The organism is Paenibacillus sp. FSL H8-0280 (assembly GCF_045040665.1).
GTDB classification, from domain to species: Bacteria; Bacillota; Bacilli; order Paenibacillales; family Paenibacillaceae; genus Paenibacillus; species Paenibacillus xylanexedens_A.
Map to the genome: position 1 here is coordinate 3,372,659 of NZ_CP150296.1, position 22,470 is coordinate 3,395,128.

At 43.4% G+C, this 22,470-nt stretch carries 18 protein-coding genes and 1 pseudogene; 15 read left to right on the plus strand and 4 right to left on the minus strand.

Going from position 1 to position 22,470, the window contains the following annotated elements:
- Positions 1-122: 122 nt before the first annotated feature.
- The 3 genes from MHI12_RS14985 to MHI12_RS14995 all read left to right on the plus strand — a co-directional run bounded on the left by MHI12_RS14985 (position 123) and on the right by MHI12_RS14995 (position 4,360).
- A complete protein-coding gene (locus MHI12_RS14985) occupies positions 123-1,064 on the plus strand; it encodes a sugar ABC transporter permease (RefSeq protein WP_051153902.1) in 942 nt (313 codons plus the stop codon).
- 15 nt (positions 1,065-1,079) lie between these two features.
- Positions 1,080-2,000 carry a carbohydrate ABC transporter permease gene (locus MHI12_RS14990; RefSeq protein ID WP_340935975.1) on the plus strand — a complete coding sequence of 307 codons (921 nt, stop codon included), beginning with the start codon at positions 1,080-1,082 and terminating at the stop codon, positions 1,998-2,000.
- Positions 2,001-2,098: 98 nt separating this feature from the next.
- Positions 2,099-4,360, plus strand: a complete 2,262-nt coding sequence (locus tag MHI12_RS14995; RefSeq protein WP_405172833.1) for a glycoside hydrolase family 3 N-terminal domain-containing protein — start codon at positions 2,099-2,101, stop codon at positions 4,358-4,360.
- 92 nt (positions 4,361-4,452) lie between these two features.
- Here the strand turns inward: MHI12_RS14995 and MHI12_RS15000 are convergent, their stop codons facing one another.
- On the minus strand, positions 4,453-5,097 hold the full coding sequence (locus tag MHI12_RS15000; protein WP_405172834.1) for a TetR/AcrR family transcriptional regulator: 645 nt from the start codon (positions 5,095-5,097) through the stop codon (positions 4,453-4,455).
- The gene (locus MHI12_RS15005) at positions 5,090-6,292 is read right to left on the minus strand and encodes an MFS transporter (protein ID WP_310335382.1); all 1,203 of its coding nucleotides are present in this window, start codon (positions 6,290-6,292) and stop codon (positions 5,090-5,092) included. The genes MHI12_RS15000 and MHI12_RS15005 overlap by 8 nt, the downstream gene beginning before the upstream one ends.
- Before the next feature lie 137 nt (positions 6,293-6,429).
- Between MHI12_RS15005 and MHI12_RS15010 the strand changes: the two genes are divergently transcribed.
- From MHI12_RS15010 to MHI12_RS15050, 9 genes are all read left to right on the plus strand, one after another.
- Positions 6,430-6,849, plus strand: a complete 420-nt coding sequence (locus tag MHI12_RS15010; protein WP_211083319.1) for a DUF3237 domain-containing protein — start codon at positions 6,430-6,432, stop codon at positions 6,847-6,849.
- A gap of 240 nt (positions 6,850-7,089) precedes the next feature.
- On the plus strand, positions 7,090-8,670 hold the full coding sequence (locus MHI12_RS15015) for a histidine-type phosphatase (protein ID WP_405172835.1): 1,581 nt from the start codon (positions 7,090-7,092) through the stop codon (positions 8,668-8,670).
- A gap of 185 nt (positions 8,671-8,855) precedes the next feature.
- Positions 8,856-9,347, plus strand: a complete 492-nt coding sequence (locus MHI12_RS15020; protein WP_036615805.1) for an RNA polymerase sigma factor — start codon at positions 8,856-8,858, stop codon at positions 9,345-9,347.
- Positions 9,347-10,321 carry a hypothetical protein gene (locus MHI12_RS15025; protein ID WP_405172836.1) on the plus strand — a complete coding sequence of 325 codons (975 nt, stop codon included), beginning with the start codon at positions 9,347-9,349 and terminating at the stop codon, positions 10,319-10,321. Before MHI12_RS15020 ends, MHI12_RS15025 begins: the two co-directional genes overlap by 1 nt.
- Positions 10,322-10,515: 194 nt before the next feature.
- Positions 10,516-11,271 carry a carboxymuconolactone decarboxylase family protein gene (locus MHI12_RS15030; protein ID WP_405172837.1) on the plus strand — a complete coding sequence of 252 codons (756 nt, stop codon included), beginning with the start codon at positions 10,516-10,518 and terminating at the stop codon, positions 11,269-11,271.
- Between the two features lie 128 nt (positions 11,272-11,399).
- On the plus strand, positions 11,400-12,281 hold the full coding sequence (locus MHI12_RS15035; RefSeq protein WP_133384792.1) for a LysR family transcriptional regulator: 882 nt from the start codon (positions 11,400-11,402) through the stop codon (positions 12,279-12,281).
- A gap of 178 nt (positions 12,282-12,459) precedes the next feature.
- Complete coding sequence (locus MHI12_RS15040) at positions 12,460-14,352, plus strand: beta-glucoside-specific PTS transporter subunit IIABC (RefSeq protein WP_405172838.1); 1,893 nt, start codon at positions 12,460-12,462, stop codon at positions 14,350-14,352.
- Positions 14,353-14,380: 28 nt separating this feature from the next.
- Complete coding sequence (locus tag MHI12_RS15045; protein WP_405172839.1) at positions 14,381-15,805, plus strand: 6-phospho-beta-glucosidase; 1,425 nt, start codon at positions 14,381-14,383, stop codon at positions 15,803-15,805.
- An 18-nt stretch (positions 15,806-15,823) separates the two neighbouring features.
- Positions 15,824-17,128 carry an MFS transporter gene (locus tag MHI12_RS15050; protein WP_405172840.1) on the plus strand — a complete coding sequence of 435 codons (1,305 nt, stop codon included), beginning with the start codon at positions 15,824-15,826 and terminating at the stop codon, positions 17,126-17,128.
- 59 nt (positions 17,129-17,187) lie between these two features.
- Here the strand turns inward: MHI12_RS15050 and MHI12_RS15055 are convergent.
- Both MHI12_RS15055 and MHI12_RS15060 read right to left on the minus strand, forming a co-directional pair.
- Positions 17,188-17,421: pseudogene (locus MHI12_RS15055) on the minus strand (GNAT family N-acetyltransferase); the annotation flags it as partial.
- Positions 17,385-18,260: a LysR family transcriptional regulator gene (locus MHI12_RS15060; RefSeq protein WP_405173001.1), complete on the minus strand. Its 876-nt coding sequence runs from the start codon at positions 18,258-18,260 to the stop codon at positions 17,385-17,387. The gene MHI12_RS15060 and the pseudogene MHI12_RS15055, both read right to left, overlap by 37 nt.
- A 109-nt stretch (positions 18,261-18,369) precedes the next feature.
- On the opposite strand from MHI12_RS15060, the gene MHI12_RS15065 reads away from it, so the two are divergent.
- The 3 genes from MHI12_RS15065 (at position 18,370) to MHI12_RS15075 (ending at position 22,467) form a co-directional block, all read left to right on the plus strand.
- A complete protein-coding gene (locus MHI12_RS15065; protein ID WP_405172841.1) occupies positions 18,370-19,761 on the plus strand; it encodes an MFS transporter in 1,392 nt (463 codons plus the stop codon).
- A gap of 328 nt (positions 19,762-20,089) precedes the next feature.
- Positions 20,090-21,454: a cytochrome ubiquinol oxidase subunit I gene (locus tag MHI12_RS15070; RefSeq protein ID WP_405172842.1), complete on the plus strand. Its 1,365-nt coding sequence runs from the start codon at positions 20,090-20,092 to the stop codon at positions 21,452-21,454.
- Entirely contained in the window at positions 21,454-22,467 is a 1,014-nt protein-coding gene (locus MHI12_RS15075; protein ID WP_341007479.1) for a cytochrome d ubiquinol oxidase subunit II, read from the plus strand. Before MHI12_RS15070 ends, MHI12_RS15075 begins: the two co-directional genes overlap by 1 nt.
- Positions 22,468-22,470: the final 3 nt, after the last annotated feature.

The following is a 22,470-nucleotide window of genomic DNA, read 5'->3' on the forward strand; positions in this document are numbered from 1 at the left end:
AACAAACTGTTACGTGCGCAGGAGAAGACGAAAGACAAGAAATTAGTCTTCCCTGCACATGATTAACAGCACAGGAAAGGAGCAGGTTCACCGTGGAGAAACCTAATGTCTCCCTTAACTCGATGCCTCCAGCCTCGAGTCCGAAGGGAACCAGAGCACACTCGTTCTTTAAGCGACTTGTACAGCAACGAACACTTGCCTGGATGTGTATTCCTTTTGTCATCTGGGCTTTTATCTTCAAGTACCTGCCGTTATGGGGATGGACCATGGCTTTTCAGAATTTCAAACCGGCGAGGTCCTTCTCCGATCAGCAGTGGGTAGGCTGGCACCATTTTAGTATCTTGTTTGAGGACAATACCTTCTACCGGGTGCTGCGAAATACACTCGTCATGAGTTCCATTAAACTTGTGTTGGGATTTGTGACAGCAATTACACTGGCCCTCTTGTTGAATGAACTGAAAAATGTCATATTTAAACGTTTTGTGCAAACCGTCAGTTATCTGCCTCACTTTATCTCGTGGGTTGTTGCTTCCAGCATTGTATTAACAGTCCTGTCACCAGACGGAATCATTAATCTGCTGCTGATGAAGCTTCACCTGATTGACAGTCCGGTGCTATGGATGGGGAAAGGTGAATACTTCTGGGGTATTCTGGGGGCAACCGAGGTGTGGAAGGATGTCGGTTGGAACACCATTATCTATCTGGCAGCAATTACGGCGATTGATCCAGCGCAATATGAGGCTGCCGAGATTGATGGAGCCAGTCGCTTCAAACGGATGTTATATATCACCCTGCCTGGCTTGAAACCGGTTATTGTGATCTTATTGATCATGAACATGGGAAGTATTCTTGAATCCGGATTCGAACCACAATATCTGCTGGGTAACGGGATGAATATGGACTATTCGGAGAATCTGGATATCTTTGTACTGAAATATGGATTAGGGATGGGGAACTTTTCCTTAGGTACAGCAGCTGGCATATTCAAAACTGTGGTCAGCTTCATCTTCCTTTTCTCAGCGAACTATATAGCGAAAAAAATGGGAGAGAGCAGACTATTCTAAAAGGAGGCCTATGCCATGCGAAAAGGAAACACATCCCGCTTGCGAAATAGCAGCACCGGGGATCGAGCGTTTGACACCTTTAACATCATCTTCATGGTATGTCTGATGATTGTGACGATCTATCCCTTTGTTAATATGATTGCCGTATCCTTCAATAATGCAAACGATGCCATTCGGGGTGGAATATATCTATGGCCTCGTGTATGGACACTGGACAACTACAAATACATTTTTGGCGAATCCGATATTTATCACGCAACTCTGATCTCGGCGCTGCGTACGGTCATTGGAACCGTGGTGTCCGTCTTCTGTACAGCCATGCTCGCGTATACGGTTAGTCGTCAGGAATTTGTGCTTCGCAAGTTTGTTACGATGTTTTTTGTATTCACCATGTATTTCAGCGGGGGGTTGATCCCCGGTTATCTGCTGATTCGAGACCTTGGATTGATCGGTTCCTTCTGGGTATATATCATTCCGGGTGTAATCGGTGTCTTCAATATGATTGTCATCCGTTCATTTATTGAAGGTCTTCCTGAAGGCATTCTAGAGTCAGCCCGTATTGACGGGGCTGGGGAGTTCACGACATTTATCCGCGTTGTCTTGCCGCTAACGATTCCCGCAATGGCAACCGTATCACTCTTTGTAGCTGTGGGACAATGGAATTCCTGGTTCGATGTATTCCTGTACAACTCTTCAAATAAAGAATTAAGCACATTGCAATATGAGTTGATGAAGATTCTGCAAACTTCGACGACCTCAGCGACTTCATCAGCAAGTGATGCTTATCAGTCTGCCGAGAGCAATGCAACGGCGGTCACACCAACCTCGATTCGAGCGACCATGACCATTATTGCAAGTGTTCCTATTCTGATGGTGTATCCGTTCTTGCAGAAATACTTTGTACAGGGCATGACGATTGGCGGCGTGAAGGGATAGTCATGAACTGTATATAACTTCATTGAATTTATGAAAACGCAACAAACTGTACCGTAGTAGCGTCTATTCATCCATAGAATACAACAGGAGTGAAACAAATGCATGTAAAATGGATGACAATTATTGGTGCCGTTGTTGGCTCTATGCTTATAGGGGTGGGAACGGCAGCTGCGGAAGAAACGTTAGTTGATCTAAAGTATTCCAAGTGGGCTGAGGATGGCATCACGTATATGGCGAAACGGGGAACAGTGGCCGGATATGGCAATGGGATCTTTAAACCAGAGGCACTTGTGACAAGGGCACAAGCTGTCACTTTTATGGTGCGCGAGCTTTATCCAGATCAGCTTCAAAGAGCAGTGGCAGGCACAACCTATTCGGATGTTCCAACTACACACCCTTTCCATCGAGAAATCATGATAGCTGCTAAAAATGGACTTGCGAGTGGTTTTCCTAACGGAACCTTCCGTCCGGACGCACCGCTTAGCCGCGCAGAGACTGCGGCCTTCCTTACACGGGCATATGCACTCGCGGAAGGTAAGAACCCCGCAAAATGGACAGATACGGACAGGCATTGGGCGGCAGCACCCATTCTTATTATGAGTTCAAACGGCTTGGTCGGCGGTTATTCAGATGCCACCTTCCGTCCGAATCAAGCAGTTACGCGCGCTGAATATGCCGTATTTATGGCGAGAGTCATTCGCTTCGAACGGGAAGCGGCCATTCGAACACAAGATTGGGATAAGCTGATATCCTATATGACGGTAAGCGAGCAAGTTGGTCAGATGCTTATGCCCGACATTAGGCAATGGAATGGTAAAGCGACAACGACCGTTAATGAGGGGCTGAAACGCACGATCCATGATCAGGACTTGGGCGGACTTATTCTTTTTGACAAAAATATTTCAGACGTGAGGCAGCTTACAACGTTCACACATGATATACAAAGAGAAGCAGGTGACATTCCTCTATTACTTAGCATCGACCAAGAAGGAGGCGTTATTAAGCGAATACCAGGCGGTACGAACCTGCCAGGTCAAATGGCGCTTGGCGCAACTGGAGATGCAACGCTAGCCGAAGCAGCCGGTCAGCTGACAGGGGAGGAGCTGAGGGCACTGGGATTGCAGATCAATTTTGCGCCAGTGCTGGACATCAACAGCAATCCAGATAACCCCATCATTGGTATACGGTCGTTTGGCTCAGATGCGGATTTGGTGACACGGCTTGGTCTGGCAACGATAAAAGGGCTACAGCAATCAGGGGTGATGGCGGCAGTTAAGCATTTTCCGGGACATGGAGATACAACGGTAGATTCCCATCTTGGTATGCCTGTGCTTGCCCATAACCGAGAACGGCTTGATGCGGTAGAATTAAAACCGTTTCGGGCTGCAATCAAAAATGGTGTAGAGATGATTATGACCGCACATATTGCTTTTCCTGCTATAGACAACGAACATGTCACTTCGCTCAAAGACGATGAAAGTGTACCGATTCCTGCCACCTTATCGAAAAAGGTACTGACCGGACTGCTGCGAGGGGAGCTGGGATATGAAGGACTCATCGTGTCGGATGCCTTTACCATGAATGCAATTGCGGAGCATTTTGGGGAGAATCAATCGGTAGAACGCGCCGTTTCCGCAGGTGTTGATATTATCCTTATGCCAAAAGATTCAGCAACGGCCCATCAAACGCTGGTGAACGCGGTGAACAATGGAACGATCAAGGATGAAACCATACATGCATCTGTGAAACGAATCTTGAAGATGAAAGCGAAATATGGTTTGTTTGAACACAGCCAAACTCTTACGCAAAAGCTAACTCAGCTTAACGGTATTATTGGATCAAAGGAGCATCGAGCGGTGGAGCAGAACATCGCAGAGCGGGCGGTCACCGTACTCAGCAGTCGCGAAGGTGTGCTTCCTGATCCAATGAAGCAAGGCGACCGGGTTGTTATTGTCGCAGCCGAGCAGGAACAGGCGAAACAGCTTGAAAGACAACTGTTGCAAGCCGCTAATAACCTGTCGTTAAAGACTGAAATATCACTTGTTGGACAAGGTAACATGAATGAAACGCTCCAGGCAATTGGCAAGGCGAATTATGTCATTCTTGCTTCTTACCAATTCCGCAACGTGGCCAGCCAGTTCGGTTGGAGTGAGTATCAAACCTTGATTAATGCGATGAACAAGAGTAATCAGCGATACACGCTATTGTCACTGGGTAACCCATACGAGATGATCTATTTGCAGAACGTGCGCTCAGGGATTGCTGTATATGGGAAGCAGGAACCCAATACGTCTGCCGGGATCAAAGTATTGCTTGGTCAACTGAAAGCTGTAGGACAGTTGCCCGTACTAACGGATTAACGCTTAATTAATGAAGCAAAAAAACGGATTCCAGCATACGGAATCCGTTTTTTATTTCAAACTTTTGTTTTATCGATCCATCTACCATGCCATCACTCGGGTATTTCTTCACTACACACAAAATGAAGCAGCATCTTCAGAAATTGCTCCGTCATTCGCATATCCAATGAATTATCATGAGCAGCACGAATAGTTACCATGCGCTGGAGCATGCCCATCATCGTTGTGAAGATAAACTGAGCCAGATCCAACGGAGGGGACGGATTCTTAATACTGCCGTCAACAACGCCTTGGGATAAAGCGTCCATCAGGAAATGTTTTTCTTTCCCGTTCTGGTTGAACTTATCATACTCTTCTCTTAATTCAGGACTAAAATCATACATCTCATAGTTGATATCAAATAATTGAATAAACCGGATGTAGTCTGGATGATTCTGGGCATAAACAACCCATGCATTCAACATAACCGTGAGTTGTTCTCGTCCATTCAAGTCCTTCGTTGAAGCACTGCTAACCTCATCCGTTAAATGTTCGATCAGTTGCATCTGAATGGCTAGAAGAAGCTCATCCATAGACTGAAAATGTTTATAAAAGGTCACTCTACTAAGTTCAGCTTTCGTACATACATCCTTAATCTTCACCTGGAGCAATCCATATTTCAAAAAAAGCTCCTTACCTGCTGCAATCAAATCATCACGATGTTTATTTCCCAATTGTTGATGCCAGTTTTCATTCACTTGTATACAATTGTCCTTTCTTCGAACGAAATGCGTTCAAGGTCAGTCCGAGAGAAGCGAGTAGCATAATTGCACCAAAAATATACGGGAAGTTTATGTTTTTGTCAAACAATAGCCCTGCGATCAGCGGGCCAATCACTGTTCCGAGACTGGAAAATGTAGTATTCAGACCGGATGCATAACCTTGCCGATCTCCTGCATTTTTGGATATTAACGTGCTGACCGAAGGTCGCAAAAACGAATTGAATGCAAAGAATAACGCAGAAGCGAACAACAGAAACACAAGGTTGACCTTAATTAACATTAACAATAAAGCTATGGGTGTGATTATTAAGGAGAGACGGATCAACTTAACTTCACCGATTCTCTGTACGAACCAATCCAAAAGCCAAATCTGCACAACGATACCGATAATCGCGCCCAAGGTAATAATGATGGAGATCGTTGCAGCGTTGAATCCGTATTTTTGCTCTGCAAAAAGAGCAAATACCGTCTCATAACTCATAAGGCCAAAGGTCATAACGAGGAGCACAATCAAGTATTTGAAATAGGGGACTTTAAATGAACTCCAGATTTTCTTGCCCAAGTGATCTCCTTTTTGAAGACGGATGGAGACTGTTCTTTTCTCCGGTGGAAGTGTCTCAGGCAATAGCAGCGTCATTAGGGCAGCAATCAGTCCCAGACCCGCTGCGAAGAAATAGGGCATGCGAATGCCCATCTCGGCGATGAGACCGCCCAGACCAGGTCCCAGCACCATCCCCAAGTTCATAGCTGCGCCGAAATAGCCCATACCTTTTGCACGTGTCTCTGGCGTTGTAATATCGGCGACATATGCGAGGTTGGCAGGAACCATTAAACCAAGACTGATTCCACCGATAAACCGTGCGACATAGAGGAACGGCAATGACGTCGACAGCGCAAATATGATATCTGAAATGACAGACAGAAACATACCCGCAATGATCAACTTTTTGCGTCCAAATCGATCAGACAATTGTCCCCCGAGAGGTGAAAAGAAGAATTGAGCGGCACCAAAGGCTGCAACTAAAAATCCTGCTACTGTGCCTCCCGCATGAAAAAGCTTCAAATACTCTGGCAATATGGGGATGAGCATCCCTTGCCCCAATAAAGCGATAAACAGATTTAACATCAGAATGAACAGTGGAAAGCGAACTGATTTTGGTAATGTACTCATGTACGTCATTAACCCCTTCATTTACAACTTGTTAACCTTTACATTGTGTAAACCATTTTAAATGATTTAAAGGAAAGATGTAAATCTTTTTTTTAGTGAGTAGAGTTATAATTGAATTCATATGGAGGTGGGAACACGTGAAATTAGAGGAATTGTTTACGGTACATGTGAACATTGAGAAATCTTTTGATTTGCAGAATAGCGAAGATGATTCGGTTGTCATGATTACTTTTACAGGCAGCGTAACCGGAAAGTACTTTGAAGGAATCGTGCTGGGTGGAGGAGTGGATACGCAGATTATCGGGAAGAATGGTGGTCCGCATACGCTATCGGCAAGATACATGCTCCAAGGAACCGACAACTCAGGGCATTCCTGCAAAATTTATATCGAAAATAACGGAAATATTGATAAAACGCTGAAAACTGCTTTATTTCGCACGTCCCCCAAAATGATTACAGACAGCAAAGCCTTATCCTTCTTGAACCGTGAGACACTTATTGGAGAAGGTCATCCGACGGAGTCAGGGATAGATATAAAAATATATAGGGCGCTATGATAATGCGAGACATGTGATGACTATTTTGTTCATGTGTCTCGGAGCAAGGTAGCCTGTTATGCTGATTCAGAGTCGCTAAGGAGCGGCTCTTTTTGTCGTATGAGACTTTACGTCAATATTTATATGTACTCTTTTACAATGAATTAACATAGGATGGATACGGCGCAGACACTTCACACCTATAGTATGATGAGCGAAAATAAACCAATATCAGGCGGAATAAGGAGATAACTATTCATTATGATGATCAAAAAAATCGGGATTTCAGTAGCATCACTCGCCATCTTAACGTCTGTAAGTGTGTTTGACGTATATGGCGCAGGCTCCAAACGCATGATCGAAGTTTCTGAACAATCGGCTAATGTGGTCGTGAACGGTCAAAGGGTGGAAGGCGAATCATTTCTCTACAATGGGGTCACTTATGTACCTGCAAGAGCGATTGGTGAAGCCTTGGGGCAAGAGGTAGACTGGGATAACAACACCCAATCGGTATTTGTTGGAGCTAAAATTAACGATCAGCAGGGATACCGCGGTACCAAAACGCCATATCCTTTTAAGGAAACAAGTTACACAAAAGCTCCTATTGGATATGAACCCATATTTATTAACTACATAGGGAGACATGGTTCCAGACATCTATCCAGTTCCAAGTACGACAAGACGTTATTTGAACTGCTCGACATCGCTGAAAAGGACGGGCAGATCACTAATCTGGGCAAAGAGCTGAAGAAGGAAATTGGCAATCTGATGAAGGTTGAAAAAGATCATTATGGATTGTTATCCACTACGGGTGGGGAAGAATTGAAAGGAATAGGGGCCAGAGTTGGGCAGAATTTCAAAGAACTATTTACATCGGATAAAAAAGTGATTGCACAAGCAACCTTCAAAGATCGAACGCCGCAGAGCAGAGATCAGTTTATTGACGGGTTAAAGGAAAGCTTGGGAGATAACAAGGTAGACATTCTGACTTCAGCTTTTGAAGAAGGGAAAGACCCCTATCTACGGCCCTACGACCTAGCGACAAAGTATAATGAGTACGTAGAAGATGGAGACTGGGTTAAGTTATACGAGGATTATGTCACACAGAGCACTGGAACGCTTTATGCAAAAGAGGTCCTTCTGCAATTTTTCTCTGAAGACTTCTATCAACGGCTGAACTCTGGAGAGTTTGAACTGAAAGATGAGAAGGGAAAAGTGAAGCTCAGCAACCCAACCGAGGCTGCTTCTAATTTATACGAACTCTACATCATATCTTCGAATATTAAAGGAGAAGGTGACTTCGAATTCGGGCGGTATTTCACGGCTAATCAGTTGAAATGGTACGAGAGCATTGACAATATCAATGATTTCTATGAAAAAGGTCCATCTTTAACGTCAACGGATCTGCCGCAGAATATCATTGCACCTCTGGTCAAAGAGTTGATCGTGTCTACCGAACAGTCCATTCAGCAGAAAGACACGGCTGGTATATTTCGTTTTGCTCACGCAGAAACCATCATTCCACTATCTTCATTCCTGGATATCGCCGGAGCTAATGTGAGTATCGACAAACCGCAGGACGTGACCCAAAACTGGAATGGCTCGGTTATCTCACCAATGGGAGCAAATATTCAATGGATTCTTTATTCCAATGGAAAGGATGTTCTCGTGAAAATGCTTAGAAATGAAGAAGAGATCGCGTTCCCGATCGTAACAAAGACCTATCCATACTATAAGTGGGAAGATGTAAAAGCATATTACCAAAACAAACTGCAGAAGGTAGGCGTAAGCTTGGACAGCAGTTTGGAAGACAACATTGAGCTTTTACAGAAGAAATTCTAATCGGTGAAACGATATGCATTTTATATGAAAATAAAGACAAAGATGAAGAAAGCAACTCCTCTCCATGGGGCTGCTTTCTTTTTTTGCATTTTGAATGAAATGGACCAATAAAAAAATCCTAAAACAAAATGTGACCAAATGCCGTCCGTAAGAGTGTTAGAGGTATAAAGGAGGGCATACCAACCATGCAGCGATCAGTGCCCCAGCTGGGCGATCATGTGATGAAAGTCTATGAGACATACGCGGATACGCTGTTCCGGATTGCCATGGTGCACCTCGGCAGACGAGAAGACGCGGAGGAAGCCACTCAGGATACCTTCATCAAACTAATAGAAAAAGCCCCTACGTTCAACGATGCGGAGCATCAAAAAGCATGGTTGATTCGGGTCATCACCAATCATTGCAAATCCTTATTAGGCAGAGGCTGGCGCAAACGGGAGGTCAAGCTGGAGGGAGTCGATCCTCTTACAACAGACAACCCTGAAGATCACGCGCTGATCGAACTTGTGCTGTCACTGCCCGTCAAGTATAGATCGGTGGTTCATCTGTATTATTACGAAGATTATCCGATCCGAGAAATCAGCGAGATCCTGGAGATTAGCGAATCAGCAGTGAAAATGAGATTGAAACGAGGAAGACAGCTGTTAAAACTGGAGCTGGAAGGAGAGGAACTGTAATGAACGAAGAACAATTCAAACAAAACTACAAGAAAGCGGTGGATCATATGAAAACAAACGAGCAAATGAAAAAACGGGTAGAGCAATCCTTAAACACGCAACATCAGGGACCAAAACGTCAACGTAAACCACTATACATTGCAGCAAGTGTTGTTATCGCTGCCAGCATTGGATTGGCTGCGCCAAGTGTATGGCAACAATTCAATGGACCAGCCGCACCAACACCACAGGTGGCAGCGGTGACTCCAGGAGCATCGTTTGATCCGATCGTGATTCCGAAGATGGAGTTGCCGAGTTCACAGGGCAAAGGCGCGATGGCTGATATGATGCAACTGGTTGTATATGGAGGAAGCGTATATACACAGTCCCCAACATTGCTTGAAGGTGCAAATGCACTCAGCCTGCGGGGGGATAAACTGGGTACCACCACTGGCGGCATTGATGAGCTGAGCGGCCAGGATAAATATACGGAGCTTGCTTCCAACATTGGCGAAGCAGACATCTATGCGGTCAATGGCTACGACAAGGATTTCCGCATCATGTCTTACACCGAGATCGATGGTCAGGTGTATGCTCAGTTATTCGACAAGAACAACGGGATCACCATTGGTACTGGTGCCGACCTGATCGGCAAGCTTCATCTCGAAGGCAACATCGCCTCGGCGCAATGGGAGACGTTTAACAGCTGGAACAATGGATTGCAGCAGCTTCAACCGTTAGCAGCGGATGAAGCACTGGACAGCTTTATCTCATCGCTAAATGCTGCCAAACCGATCGCAACGAGCCCGGAGTTGGAAGAGAACCTCTACGGCAAGGAAGATCGCAAGATCATCTATCTCACGCTGGAAGACAAAACGCAGGTCCCACTGGTTCTGTTTGGTGAAGAAGCTCTGGTTCGTTATGGTAATGTTCCGGCATTCCTGGAAGTGGAGAAAGGCGCGTTCCAATCATTCTGGGACAGCTTGGGCGAGTAAGGCACAGTAACATGGCTGCACGAAGAAGAGCGAACAGGGCACGCAAGTGCTTTGTTCGCTTTTTTCATCAACAAACAATCATTTGATAGGATTAGGCAATAAAATGATATGAATAGGATATGGATTCTTTCCCCTTTCAATGTAAAATGGGTACACCTAGTTTTAACTAAAAAGAAACAGGAGGTTAGATGAATATGAATCGAATCGAAAAGAGCCAGGAAACATATAAAAGACTATTCGGCGAGGGAGTTCCAGCGGCATATGCTACTGATCCTGAGTTACAGGACATATTAAGTCGCTTCATATTTGGTGAAATTTTTGATCAAGGTACTCTTGACGATAAGCAACGTGAGCTTATTACTTTGGTCGTACTGGCTACTAATCAAACGTTGCCACAGCTCAAAGCACATACTCGTGCAGCGCTAAATGTTGGGTTGACTCCAACGGAGATCCAAGAAGCAATCTATCAATGCGCACCTTATTTGGGATTCCCCAAAACCTTAAATGCCATATCGGAAATGAATGAAGTGTTCAAAGAGCGAAATGTTGCACTGCCTCTTGAAAGTCAAAAACGGGTTGAAGAAGATAATCGCTTTGACAAAGGACTTGGTATTCAAAAAGAGATTTTTGGCGATATTATTGAGAAAAACCGGGAAAATGCCCCGTCAAATCAGAAGCATATCCAGGACTATCTTTCAGCATTTTGCTTTGGTGACTTCTATACCCGCGGTGGTCTGGATCTGAAAATACGAGAGCTGCTTACTCTTTGTATACTAAGTGCACTCGGAGGTGCGGATAGTCAAGTCAAAGCACACGTTCAGGATAACATCAATGTTGGCAATAATAAAGAAACCATGATCACCGCTCTAACTCACTGCCTTCCCTACATGGGATTTCCTCGAACACTAAATGCTTTAGCCTGCGTTAATGAAATCATTCCAGAGAAATAATCTTCTTTATTTGAAGCAACAGACAGTTGATTATCCCAATCAACTGTCTTCTTCTGGTTAACAGGAAGGTATAGTAAAGAAATGAATGATTCAGTAGACACTTAAATGAACGTAAATCAGGAGGAATTATGGAGTTAAGAGTACTTCGATATTTTTTGACAGTAGCTCGAGTAGAAAATATCACACATGCTGCAACGATCTTACATGTGACACAGCCAACGTTAAGCAGACAGTTGGCTGATCTGGAAAAAAATTTAGAAACTCAATTGTTTATACGCGGTAAAAGTAAAATAACACTTACAGATGCAGGCATGCTTCTACGTCAAAGAGCAGAAGAAATTCTCACACTTGCGGATAAAACAGAGAAAGAGTTTAAAGATCAGAACAACCTGGTTGGAGGAACCATATCGATCGGGAGTGTTGAATCATTAACGTCCAATGTTATTTTACAATTATTAAAAGACTTCAATATGGAGTATCCGCAGGTTAAATATCACATCTATAGTGGAACGGGGGATGATATAAAGGAGCGAATCGATAAAGGACTGCTCGATGTGGGCATTTTGTTAGAGCCCATTCACATTGAGAAATACGATTTCATCAGACTGCCCCAGAAGGAACGCTGGGGAGTCCTTATGAAGACCTCATCACCTCTTGCCCAGAAAGAATATGTCACTTCAACCGATTTAGCCGGAGTGCCTCTGCTCATATCCAGCCGATCTGTCGTACAGAATGAGATTGCAAGCTGGTTTGCCGATGAGTATGCACATTTAAACTTTGTTGCGACCTATAATTTAATATCTAACGTACTAAACCTCGTAGAGGAGGGGTTAGGGACGGCAATTTGTATTGAGGGTGCGCTTGCAATGAAGCAGTCTGATACATTATGCTTTAGACCTTTTCAACCGGAACTTCAGTTTCCAACGGTGATTGTCTGGAAAAAACACAAGGTATTCAGTCAAACGGAGGTACGTTTTTTGGAACATATCAGGCATGCCTTTCAGGCATAATAAAGTATAAATTATAGGTATTGGCTATAGCTGTTTATCAGATGATATTTTAAAGGTGTAATGAATGCTGCCTTTATGTATTACAGATAAATAGCTTTTTTTATTGCAAAGAGAAGTTATTTAGAGCGCTTTTGGTCTCATTCATTTAGATGGTAACAACAAGAGGGGGCATTATTGGATGAGCAAGAAATACGAGAAGTTGGCTCAAGATATTGTAGAGAAAGTGGGCGGTAGTGAGAATGTATCCACTCTGACTCACTGTATGACTAGGCTTAGATTTGCACTGAATGATACTAATAAAGCAGATCAAAAAGCGCTTAAATCGTTTGACGGTGTTATTGATGCGGTTGAGAGCGGCGGACAATTTCAAGTCGTCATCGGCACACATGTTGAAGACGTTTACAAAGAAGTGATCAAGCATCTTCAACCTAACGCGAGTTCATCGGGTGAACCAACTCAAGCTAGAAAAGTTAGTATTTTGGGGAAATTAATCGATTTCGTCTCGGGGACATTTAGTCCGATTGTCCCTGCTATAGCTGGGGCTGGTATGATCAAGGCATTACTCGCTCTACTTATTTTGTTCAACTGGATTTCAAAAGATTCCCAAACCTACTATGTCGTAAGTCTTATGTCAGATGCTATTTTCTACTTTTTACCATTCTTGCTGGCGTTTTCAGCTGCAAACAAACTAAAATGCAGTCCCGTCTTAGCACTCGTTTTAGCCGGTGTTTTACTCCATCCCAACTTGACACAATTGCGTTTGGATGGGTCTGACGTAAGTGTTTTTGGAATCCCGCTAACTCTTGTATCTTATAGTTCTTCTGTAGTTCCAATTCTCTTAATAGTTTGGTCACAATCATATATTGAATCGTTGTTTAAAAGGATCATTCCGAATGCAGTGAAAGTTATTTTTGTTCCCATGTGCACTATTTTAGTAACGGGAATTCTTGCCTTAACCGTGTTGGGACCACTGGGCTCATTTTTCGGAACGTATTTAGCGATGGGCTTTGACTTCTTGGCCGCACATGGTAGCTGGCTGGTTATTTTCCTGGTTGCAACCTTCTGGCCAATACTGGTTATGTTTGGGCTGCACCATAATATTGTTCCTCTATCCATTGCTCAAATCACCACATCAGGTTATGAGAATATCCTCGGTCCTGGAGCGATGATCAATTGTATAGGTCAAGGTGTTGCGGCATTAGTTGTAGGGATGAGAACCAAGGATAAAGCATTAAAACAAATTTCTGCTTCCAGTGGTATCACCGCGTTGATGGGAATCACGGAACCAGCTCTTTACGGCGTAAATTTACCGAAGAGATACCCACTTGTCGCGGGTATGATTGGAGCTGCCAGTGGGGGACTATTTGCAGGGCTAATGGATGTTTCCCGTTACGCAACAGGCGCTTCAGGAATCCCGGCGATTCCTCTGTACATTGGTGAAAATATCTGGAATCTATATAACATTTTGATCGCACTTGTTATAACAACTGTCGTAACTGCTGTGCTTACCTATTTGCTCAGTTTGAAATATGAAAAAGACGCACCTTCACAGAACAACACTGTTTCAAATGCGAACGAAGGGAGTGGGGTTGCGGATGAAGTCATTACAATTAAAGATTCTGTTATTGCAACGCCACTTAAAGGTCAGCTTATTCAACTTCAGGATGTACAAGATGCAGCGTTTGCCTCAGAGGCAATGGGTAAAGGAATTGCTATTGAACCTAGCGAGGGGAAAGTCATTGCTCCATTTGATGGCATGATTGTGTCCCTATTTCCTAAGAAACATGCTATTGGACTATTATCCGATGAAGGAGTCGAAATTCTTATTCATGTCGGCTTAAATACGGTAAAGCTGAACGGAAAATATTTTGAGGCTTTCGTGGAAGAAGGTCAGAGAATCACAAAAGGACAGACCTTGCTGACTTTTGATCTGGACAAAATCAGACAAGAAGGATATGTCACTCAAACGCCCGTTATTGTAACCAATTCGTATAGTTACTCGGATGTGATCGCAGAGACTAGTCCCCAAAATATTGATTTTAACAATACATTGTTGGTTGTCAAAGCTTAACAAAACTACAGGTTAGGAGTGTGTTTTAATGACTTTAAGAAAAGACTTTTTGTGGGGCGGGGCAGTTGCTGCTAACCAATGTGAAGGTGGATATGCAGAAGGCAACAAGGGACTATCCACAGTTGATGTAATCCCGGCAGGGAAAGATCGTGTTCCTGTCATGCGAGGACAGTTAAAAATGTTGGAGTGTGATCAAGAGCATTTTTATCCGAGTCATGAAGCTATTGATTTTTATCATCGGTATAAAGAAGACATTGCTTTATTTGCAGAGATGGGCTTTACGTGTTTCCGTTTATCTTTGGCATGGACTCGGATCTACCCTAATGGAGATGACGAGTTACCCAACGAAGAGGGCTTGAAATTCTATGAAAATGTATTTGATGAATGTTTGAAGTATGGCATTGAGCCGTTAGTCACCATTACCCATTTTGATGTCCCTATTCATTTGGTGAAAACTATTGGATCGTGGAGAAGTCGAAAAATGGTGGATTATTATGAGAGACTGTGTGAAACGATCTTCACCCGTTATAAAGATAAAGTGAAGTATTGGCTTACCTTTAATGAAATTAACATGCTGTTGCATCTACCTTTTGGTAGCTCAGGCCTAGTGTTTGAAGAAGGTGAGAATGAGGATGCTGTGAAGTATCAGGCGGCTCATCATCAATTGATCGCAAGTGCAAAAGCAACTGAAATTGCGCGTAGAATTAACCCGGAAATTAAGATTGGCTGTATGTTAGCAGGTGCCAACACTTACCCGTATACATGTGCACCAGATGATGTCTGGAAAGCCATGACAAGAGATCGCGAGCACTACTTCTTCGTCGATGTACAGTCCCGAGGAGAATACCCAAACTATGCCAAGAAAATGTTAGAACGAATGAATATTAATTTAGCCATGGAAGACGGGGACGAGGAATGTTTGAAAAATAATACGGTTGATTTCGTTTCGTTCAGTTATTATGGTTCACGATTAACCAGTGCAGACCCGGAAGTAAACACACAAACGGCAGCTAACCTGTTTCCGACACTGCGCAATCCTCATTTGAAAACAAGTGAATGGGGATGGCAAATCGATCCTGAAGGTCTAAGAATTACAATGAATTCCTTGTATGACCGATATCAAAAGCCACTATTCATCGTTGAAAATGGCTTAGGAGCGATAGATACTCCTGATGAGACGGGATATGTTGCTGATGATTATAGAATCGAGTATTTGCGTCAACACATCCAAGCTTTCATAACAGCAGTGGAAGAAGATGGCGTAGAGTTGTTGGGTTACACGTCCTGGGGTTGCATTGATCTAGTAAGCTCAAGTTCTGGAGAGATGAGTAAACGATACGGTTTCATACATGTCGACAAAGATGACGCTGGAAATGGTACGTTGAAACGCAGCAAGAAAAAATCCTTTGAATGGTTCAAAAAAGTTATTCAAAGTAACGGCAAAGAACTCTAATCGACTGAGCAGTAACGTATGAAGTCATCGACTTATGCGTTACTGCTTTATCCATTTATCGCAGCATCAAGGCTAACTATCGGCCATATGGAGCAAATACAAACAGTTAGGAGTTGGTTTTTTATAATATCCATGGAGAAGCTTAGAACATATTCGTTATTGTCCGTTGCGTTATTAATTTCTTCAGGTCCAGTGATTGCCGCTAACATTCCTGCGATAGCCAATGATTTTCCAGAGATATCGGTAACACATGTAGGATTATTAACGACCATACCTTCATTATTTGTCATTCTTGGTGTGTTAATTGCTAATCGACTTGAACTTCTTATTGGGAAGAAAGCAACTATACTAACTGGATTAGGACTTGTTCTCATTGCGGGAGTATTCCCTGCATTGTATCATGACCTTTTTTCGTTGCTGTTCATTTCTCGCTGTTTGTTTGGGTTAGGTGTAGGTTTATTTAACCGGCTCATCATTCAGATGATCAGTGATATGTATCATAAAAATCCAGGTAAACAAGCAACCGTAATTGGCTTAGAAAGTGCCTTTGAGGGATTAGGAGGCATTTGTCTAACACTACTCGTTGGTCAACTATTGAAAATGGGCTGGCACACATCATTTTATGTCTACGCCCTGGCACTTCCTATTTTCATTGCATTCCTGATTTTCGTTCCTTCTGATAAAAAAGAGCTTAATAGAAGAGAAGAGGTCACCACGAATCCAAGCCACACAAATAATAAAAAAGCCCTTCAAGTCATGATTGGCTATGGTCTCTTATTATTTGTAATAGTAGCTATTTTCATCAATTATAATTTACAGATTACTCCTTTGATTTTGGAAAAAAATATCGGAACTGCGACAAATGGAAGCAACATGATTGCATTTATAGGTTTGGGAGCTTTTGTTGCCGGCTTTTCTTTTGGGAAAGTATACAAAACACTCGGTAACTATATCGTTCCATTATCGATTCTGTTACTTGGAAGCTCGATGTTCGTTACGACGATCTCGCAAAGTATTATTCTTACTACCGTTTGCTCAATGATCATCGGTTTTTCATTCCGCTGTATAATGCCCTATTTATTGCATACTTTTGCACAACAAATCGCCAAAATGGCAAAGTTAGGTACCACCATTGTTCTGATCGCGTATAACTTGGGAGCCACACTTTCACCGTATGAAGGAAGGTTAATTACGCAATTATTGCAACTAGATACAGTGCAATCATTAGTCTCAAGTAATGCAATAATCCTATTATGGATTTCAGCAGTAAGTTTGGGAGTAGTAACCCTTCATCGCAAAAAGAAGAATATTCAACAAACATAGAAAACAGGGAACTTCTTGATATGGAGTTCCCTTGTTTTAGAGTGAGTTGTATGAACCATTTAATTAGAATTTTTGTAATACACCAAGTGATCGGTCCATTCATTATTTTCGTGTATAAACCCTTTACGTAGACATTCAAATTCCATACCAACACTCTCTGCCAGTTTCATGGAAGGGGTGTTATCCACATTGATATGAGCTTCTATGCGGTGAAATTTCAGATGTGGGAATGCACTCCTCTGGATTGAATTTATGCTCATGGCATAGCACTGAAATAGTCCATAACCACGCTGCGAAACTCTAAAGCGGCTTTTGAAATATACCTGTTTTTGTGCGAAAGTAGAGCGATTTCCCGAACGAGTTGATGTTCCTCTACCTGAAGATATCTAATGCGCTCATGCGGGTTTCTGGCTGTGCTAGGTATAAAAGCTAGACCGATCTCCGCCTCAACAAGGGCGGTTAATCTTGCTGGCTCATCACCTTCATATACATACTTCGGTAGGAAACCAGCGGATTGACATATGGAATCCACCATATCACGAACCCCATAACCTTGCTTCACCCCAACAAACCACTCGTCCTTAAGCTCAGTTAATTGAATACTGCTTCGGTCTGCATATCGATGACCCATAGGAACAGCGACTACAATCGGATCGTCATATAGTATCTGACATTCGATATCGTCACCTTCAATCGGAGGGGAGGAGAGACAAAAGTCCACCTCGCCCCGTTGTAGGAGTCTGGACATGTTTTCTAACGAAACCATTTGCACATGGAACTGAATATCTGGCTTGTTTTTCCGGAATTCCCGCAGTATGCCGGGCAATGTGCTCGCCGTAGTCACTGCCAATTGCAGTGTACCCTGATCCGGGTTGGAGAGGTCAGCGATTTCCCGTTTTCCTTGTTCCAATTCAAATAAGGCTTTTTCAGTTCGCTGAAGAAATGTTCTTCCAAAGTCGTTTAGTCGCAGCTTTCTTCCGATTCGATCAAATAAAGAAACTCCCAGGTCGTCCTCTAATCGTTGTATCGTTTTGCTCAGGGAGGATTGCGTGACATGCAGCTTTCCCGCAGCTTCCGTAACATGCTCGCATCGGGCCACCGTCAGGAAATATTTTAGTTGAAGAAGTTCCATTTGCACCATTCCTTCATTCCTTCTAGTTCATCAAATCATAACATATAATGCGTTGGAATAAATGAATACGTTCAAGTAAAATAACAGCAGAAGAGAGAGAGGTGCACCAATGAACGTTCGAAATAAAGGATTGATGTTAGCTGTTGGACTCGGAATTATGTTGAATCCGTTGAATTCCTCCATGATTTCGGTGGCAATCTCCAGGCTACAACAAGTGTATCAACTTAATTTTACAGCCGTTTCGTGGATTATTTTATCATTTTATATTGCCAGTGCTGTCGCTCAACCCGTCATGGGCAAGTGTAGTGATTTGTTTGGCCGCAGGAAGATATTCCTCATGGGTCTTGTTATTGTTTTTGTATCGTCCATGTTAGCTCCGTGGTCTCCCAGTTTTTCGTGGCTCATCGTATTCCGGATTGTTCAATCAATTGGCACAAGCATGATGGTGGCCGTCGGAATGGCGATTGTCAGAATGAACGTGACTGAAAAACAAGCCTCCGCCTTGTCCACCTTGGCTATATTCCTTTCTGGAGCGGCTGCAATTGGACCTTTTATTGGTGGAGTATTGATTCATTGGTGGGACTGGCACAGCATATTCTTCGTTAATATTCCGTTTGTCTTGGCGAGTTTTTGGTTCGCTTGGAAAACAATCCCGAAGGACGAGCAATCTTCGTCTATCTCTGGTCACATGTCCATTCGGCAATGGCTTGCGTTAATTGACGCACCAGGTATCCTGATGTTTACGGTAGCTTTGGTGACTCTACTCATCGGTTTACTTTCAGTAAATTCCACAGGAGATATTTCAACATGGCATCTGCTGACAGGGGGGATCGGGTTAATCGCACTCGTCATGTTCATCCGACATGAACTAAAAGCAGCCACGCCTTTTATCCCTCTGCGAACGTTTGCCTCATATCCCGAGATGACTTGGGTGAATGTGCAATACATGCTGGTGAACATCCTGTTTTACGCACTTTTTTTTGGAGTTCCTACCTATTTGAAGCAGGTACGTCATCTCAACGAAGTTCATACAGGAATGAGCATGCTGGCTTTGGGGTTATGTTCAGTCATTATTGCTCCGATCACAGGGCGCTGGATTGACAGATCAGGATCACGGCCAGCTCTGATCGTATCCGCTTCTTTAATGACATTTGGATCTATATTAATCGTTGTTATGAACGAAACTTCTCCAATCTTCATAGTCATTGTTGCCTTAGCTTTATTTGGCATAAGTAACGGCCTAAACGCGGTCGGCATGCAAGCAGCACTGTTCAAAAGCACACCCAAAGAAATGATTGGAGTCGCATCGGGTATTTTTAATACATCACGCTATCTGGGGACCATCTTATCGTCGTTATTAATTGGGATTGTCATGGGAGATACATTTAATGTGACAGGATTTCAGATGCTTGGAATCATCCTTACGGTATTAGCTGCATCACTGATCATCATGAGCGTACGTCGCGAGGCAGGTGCGGTGAGTTCGGAGCAAGTAAAATAGAGAATCTGCCGTGCAATAACACGTTTACACCCAATGAATCAATAGCTCCATTGGGTGTATTTTTTGTTTTTCACCAAGTTGTCAGAAAGAGTTGATCCTTTCTTGAACGTTTAGGGTAGAAGACGTGTCTTTGATTGAATTAGGTAAAAATAAAGATATAATAATTTTGATTAATAGGCTTGGTTAGTACTATAAGTGCATCAAGGTGTGGCAAGATATCGTCGTACCTAACTTTGTGAATTTTTTCGCAACTCCGCATTAAGCTTGGCCAAAGCTGATATTGAATGTTTCTAAATTGAACAGAGTTTGAAAGGAGGCAACACAAAGAATGGCTATTGATACGGTTTTATGGAGCAGGCTAGTGACTGGTTTGACACTCGGGTTCCACGTGATTTTTGCAACGCTTGGTGTCGGCGTACCTTTGATGATTGCTATTGCAGAGTTCATCGGCATTCGAAAGAAGGATCACCATTACATACTTATGGCAAAGAGGTGGTCCAGAGGATTTGTCATTTCTGTCGCGGTTGGTGTTGTGACAGGCACAGCGATCTCACTACAGTTGGCCTTGGTATGGCCGAATTTTATGAAACTTGCCGGGAATGTCATTGCACTGCCACTATTTATGGAAGTATTTGCATTCTTTTTTGAAGCAATATTCCTGGGCATTTATCTGTACACGTGGGATCGGTTCAAAAATCCGTATATCCACTGGTTGCTGACTATTCCGATTGTCGCCGGGGCAGGCATGTCTGCTGTTTTTATTACAACAGTGAACGGATTCATGAACCAGCCTGAAGGTTTTGTCATGGAAGCAGGTCAATTCATGGCAGTGAACCCCGTGCAAGCGATGCTGAATACAGCGACGTTCTCCAAAGTGTTCCATGTATTAAGCTCGGCTTATCTGACAGGAGCTGCCCTGTTAGCAGGAATAGCAGCCTTTGCGATGCTGAGAAAAGGAGTGTCGGCCTACCACAAAAAAGGCTTGAATCTCATGATGGCCGTTGTGCTGGTATTCAGTTTATTAAATTCCTTTGCTGGAGATGTGTCTGCCAAGTTTTTGGCTGAGCATCAGCCGGAGAAGCTCGCAGCTGCCGAGTGGCATTTCGAGACGGAAAGCGGCGCGGATTTGATTTTTTTTGGATGGCTGAATGCAGAACATGAAATTATAGGCGCTCTTCATTTGCCGAAACTGCTCAGTTTCCTTGCCTTTGGAGACTTTAACGCCGAGGTAACCGGGCTAAACGAATTTCCACCAGATGAGCAGCCACCACTGCTTGTGCATTACTTGTTTGATCTAATGGCTGGAATTGGTTTCGCTCTGCTTGCTATATCAAGTCTGTACTTCCTGTTTGTATTCTGGAAGAAACGTAATCAGTTTAACAAGTGGATGCTTCGTATGGTTGCACTCAGTGCACCGCTTGCTTTTCTGGCCGTTGAGATGGGTTGGTTCTATGCAGAGATCGGGCGGCAGCCATGGATCATCCGAGGTTATATGCGGGTAGAAGAGGCCGCTACTTCTTCTCCGAGTGTGAGAATTTTATTTTTCGTCTTCTTGCTTCTCTACATCCTGCTAGGCGTTATGTGTGTCGTCGTACTGAGACGGTTGTTCAATAATAATCCTGCTGAACTCGAGATGGAGAAATGGTTGAAGGAGAAGCATGATCAATCAGCCAAGAAAGGGGATCAGGCCTGATGAGTTATGAATTAATTGGTATTTCGGTACTCTGGCTGTTCTTGTACGGCTATCTTATTGTAGCTTCCATCGATTTTGGAGCAGGTTTCTTCGCCTTTTACGCACGCCTGACAAAGCAGGATCACCTGATTAATCGTCTGATCTCCCGTTATCTATCACCTGTCTGGGAGATCACCAATGTATTTTTTGTCTTTTTCTATATTGGTATCGTCGGATTTTTCCCAGACACGGCCTATTATTATGGCTCCGCGCTGCTTGTTCCGGGAAGTATAGCCGTCATTTTACTTGCCATTCGTGGGTCGTTCTATGCTTTCGAAAATTATGGTTCCAAAAAAAGTATCGTGTATTTGTTTTTATACGGAGCTACCGGGTTGCTTATTCCAGCGTCATTGTCAGTGGCACTGACACTGTCTGAAGGTGGCTTTATTTTGAAACAGGGAGATACGGTTTCCCTCGATTACTGGGCGCTGTTTACCAATCCGTTATCGTGGAGCATCGTTGGACTAGCCATCGTGTCCGTATTGTTCATTAGCGGATCATTTCTCACATTTTACGCTTCTCGCGCAGAGGACCATTCGGCATTGAAGCTCATGCGGAACTATGCTTTGTTCTGGAGCACACCGACCATTATTCTCGCGCTGACTGCATTTATATATTTGGGTCAACACAATGAGCGTCATTTTCAAAACATGATGGATTTATGGTGGCTGCTGGCGCTTTCCGTTGCGTTTTTCATGATTGCCATGTGGCTGTTATATAACGGACGACGTTATGGATTAGCTTTTATAAGTATCATGCTGCAATTTTTCACAGCCTTTTTCGCTTACGGGATTGGGCAATATCCTTACATTCTCGATCCATACATCACCATTCAGAGCAGCGCCACATCACCTGCAATGGGTTTCGCCCTAGTGGTCGTGTTTATCGGTGGTCTATGCCTGTTAATTCCTTCTCTTATTCTGGTATTCAAACTGTTCCTGTTTGATGCGGATTATGTGAAAGGGAAAAAATAAAGG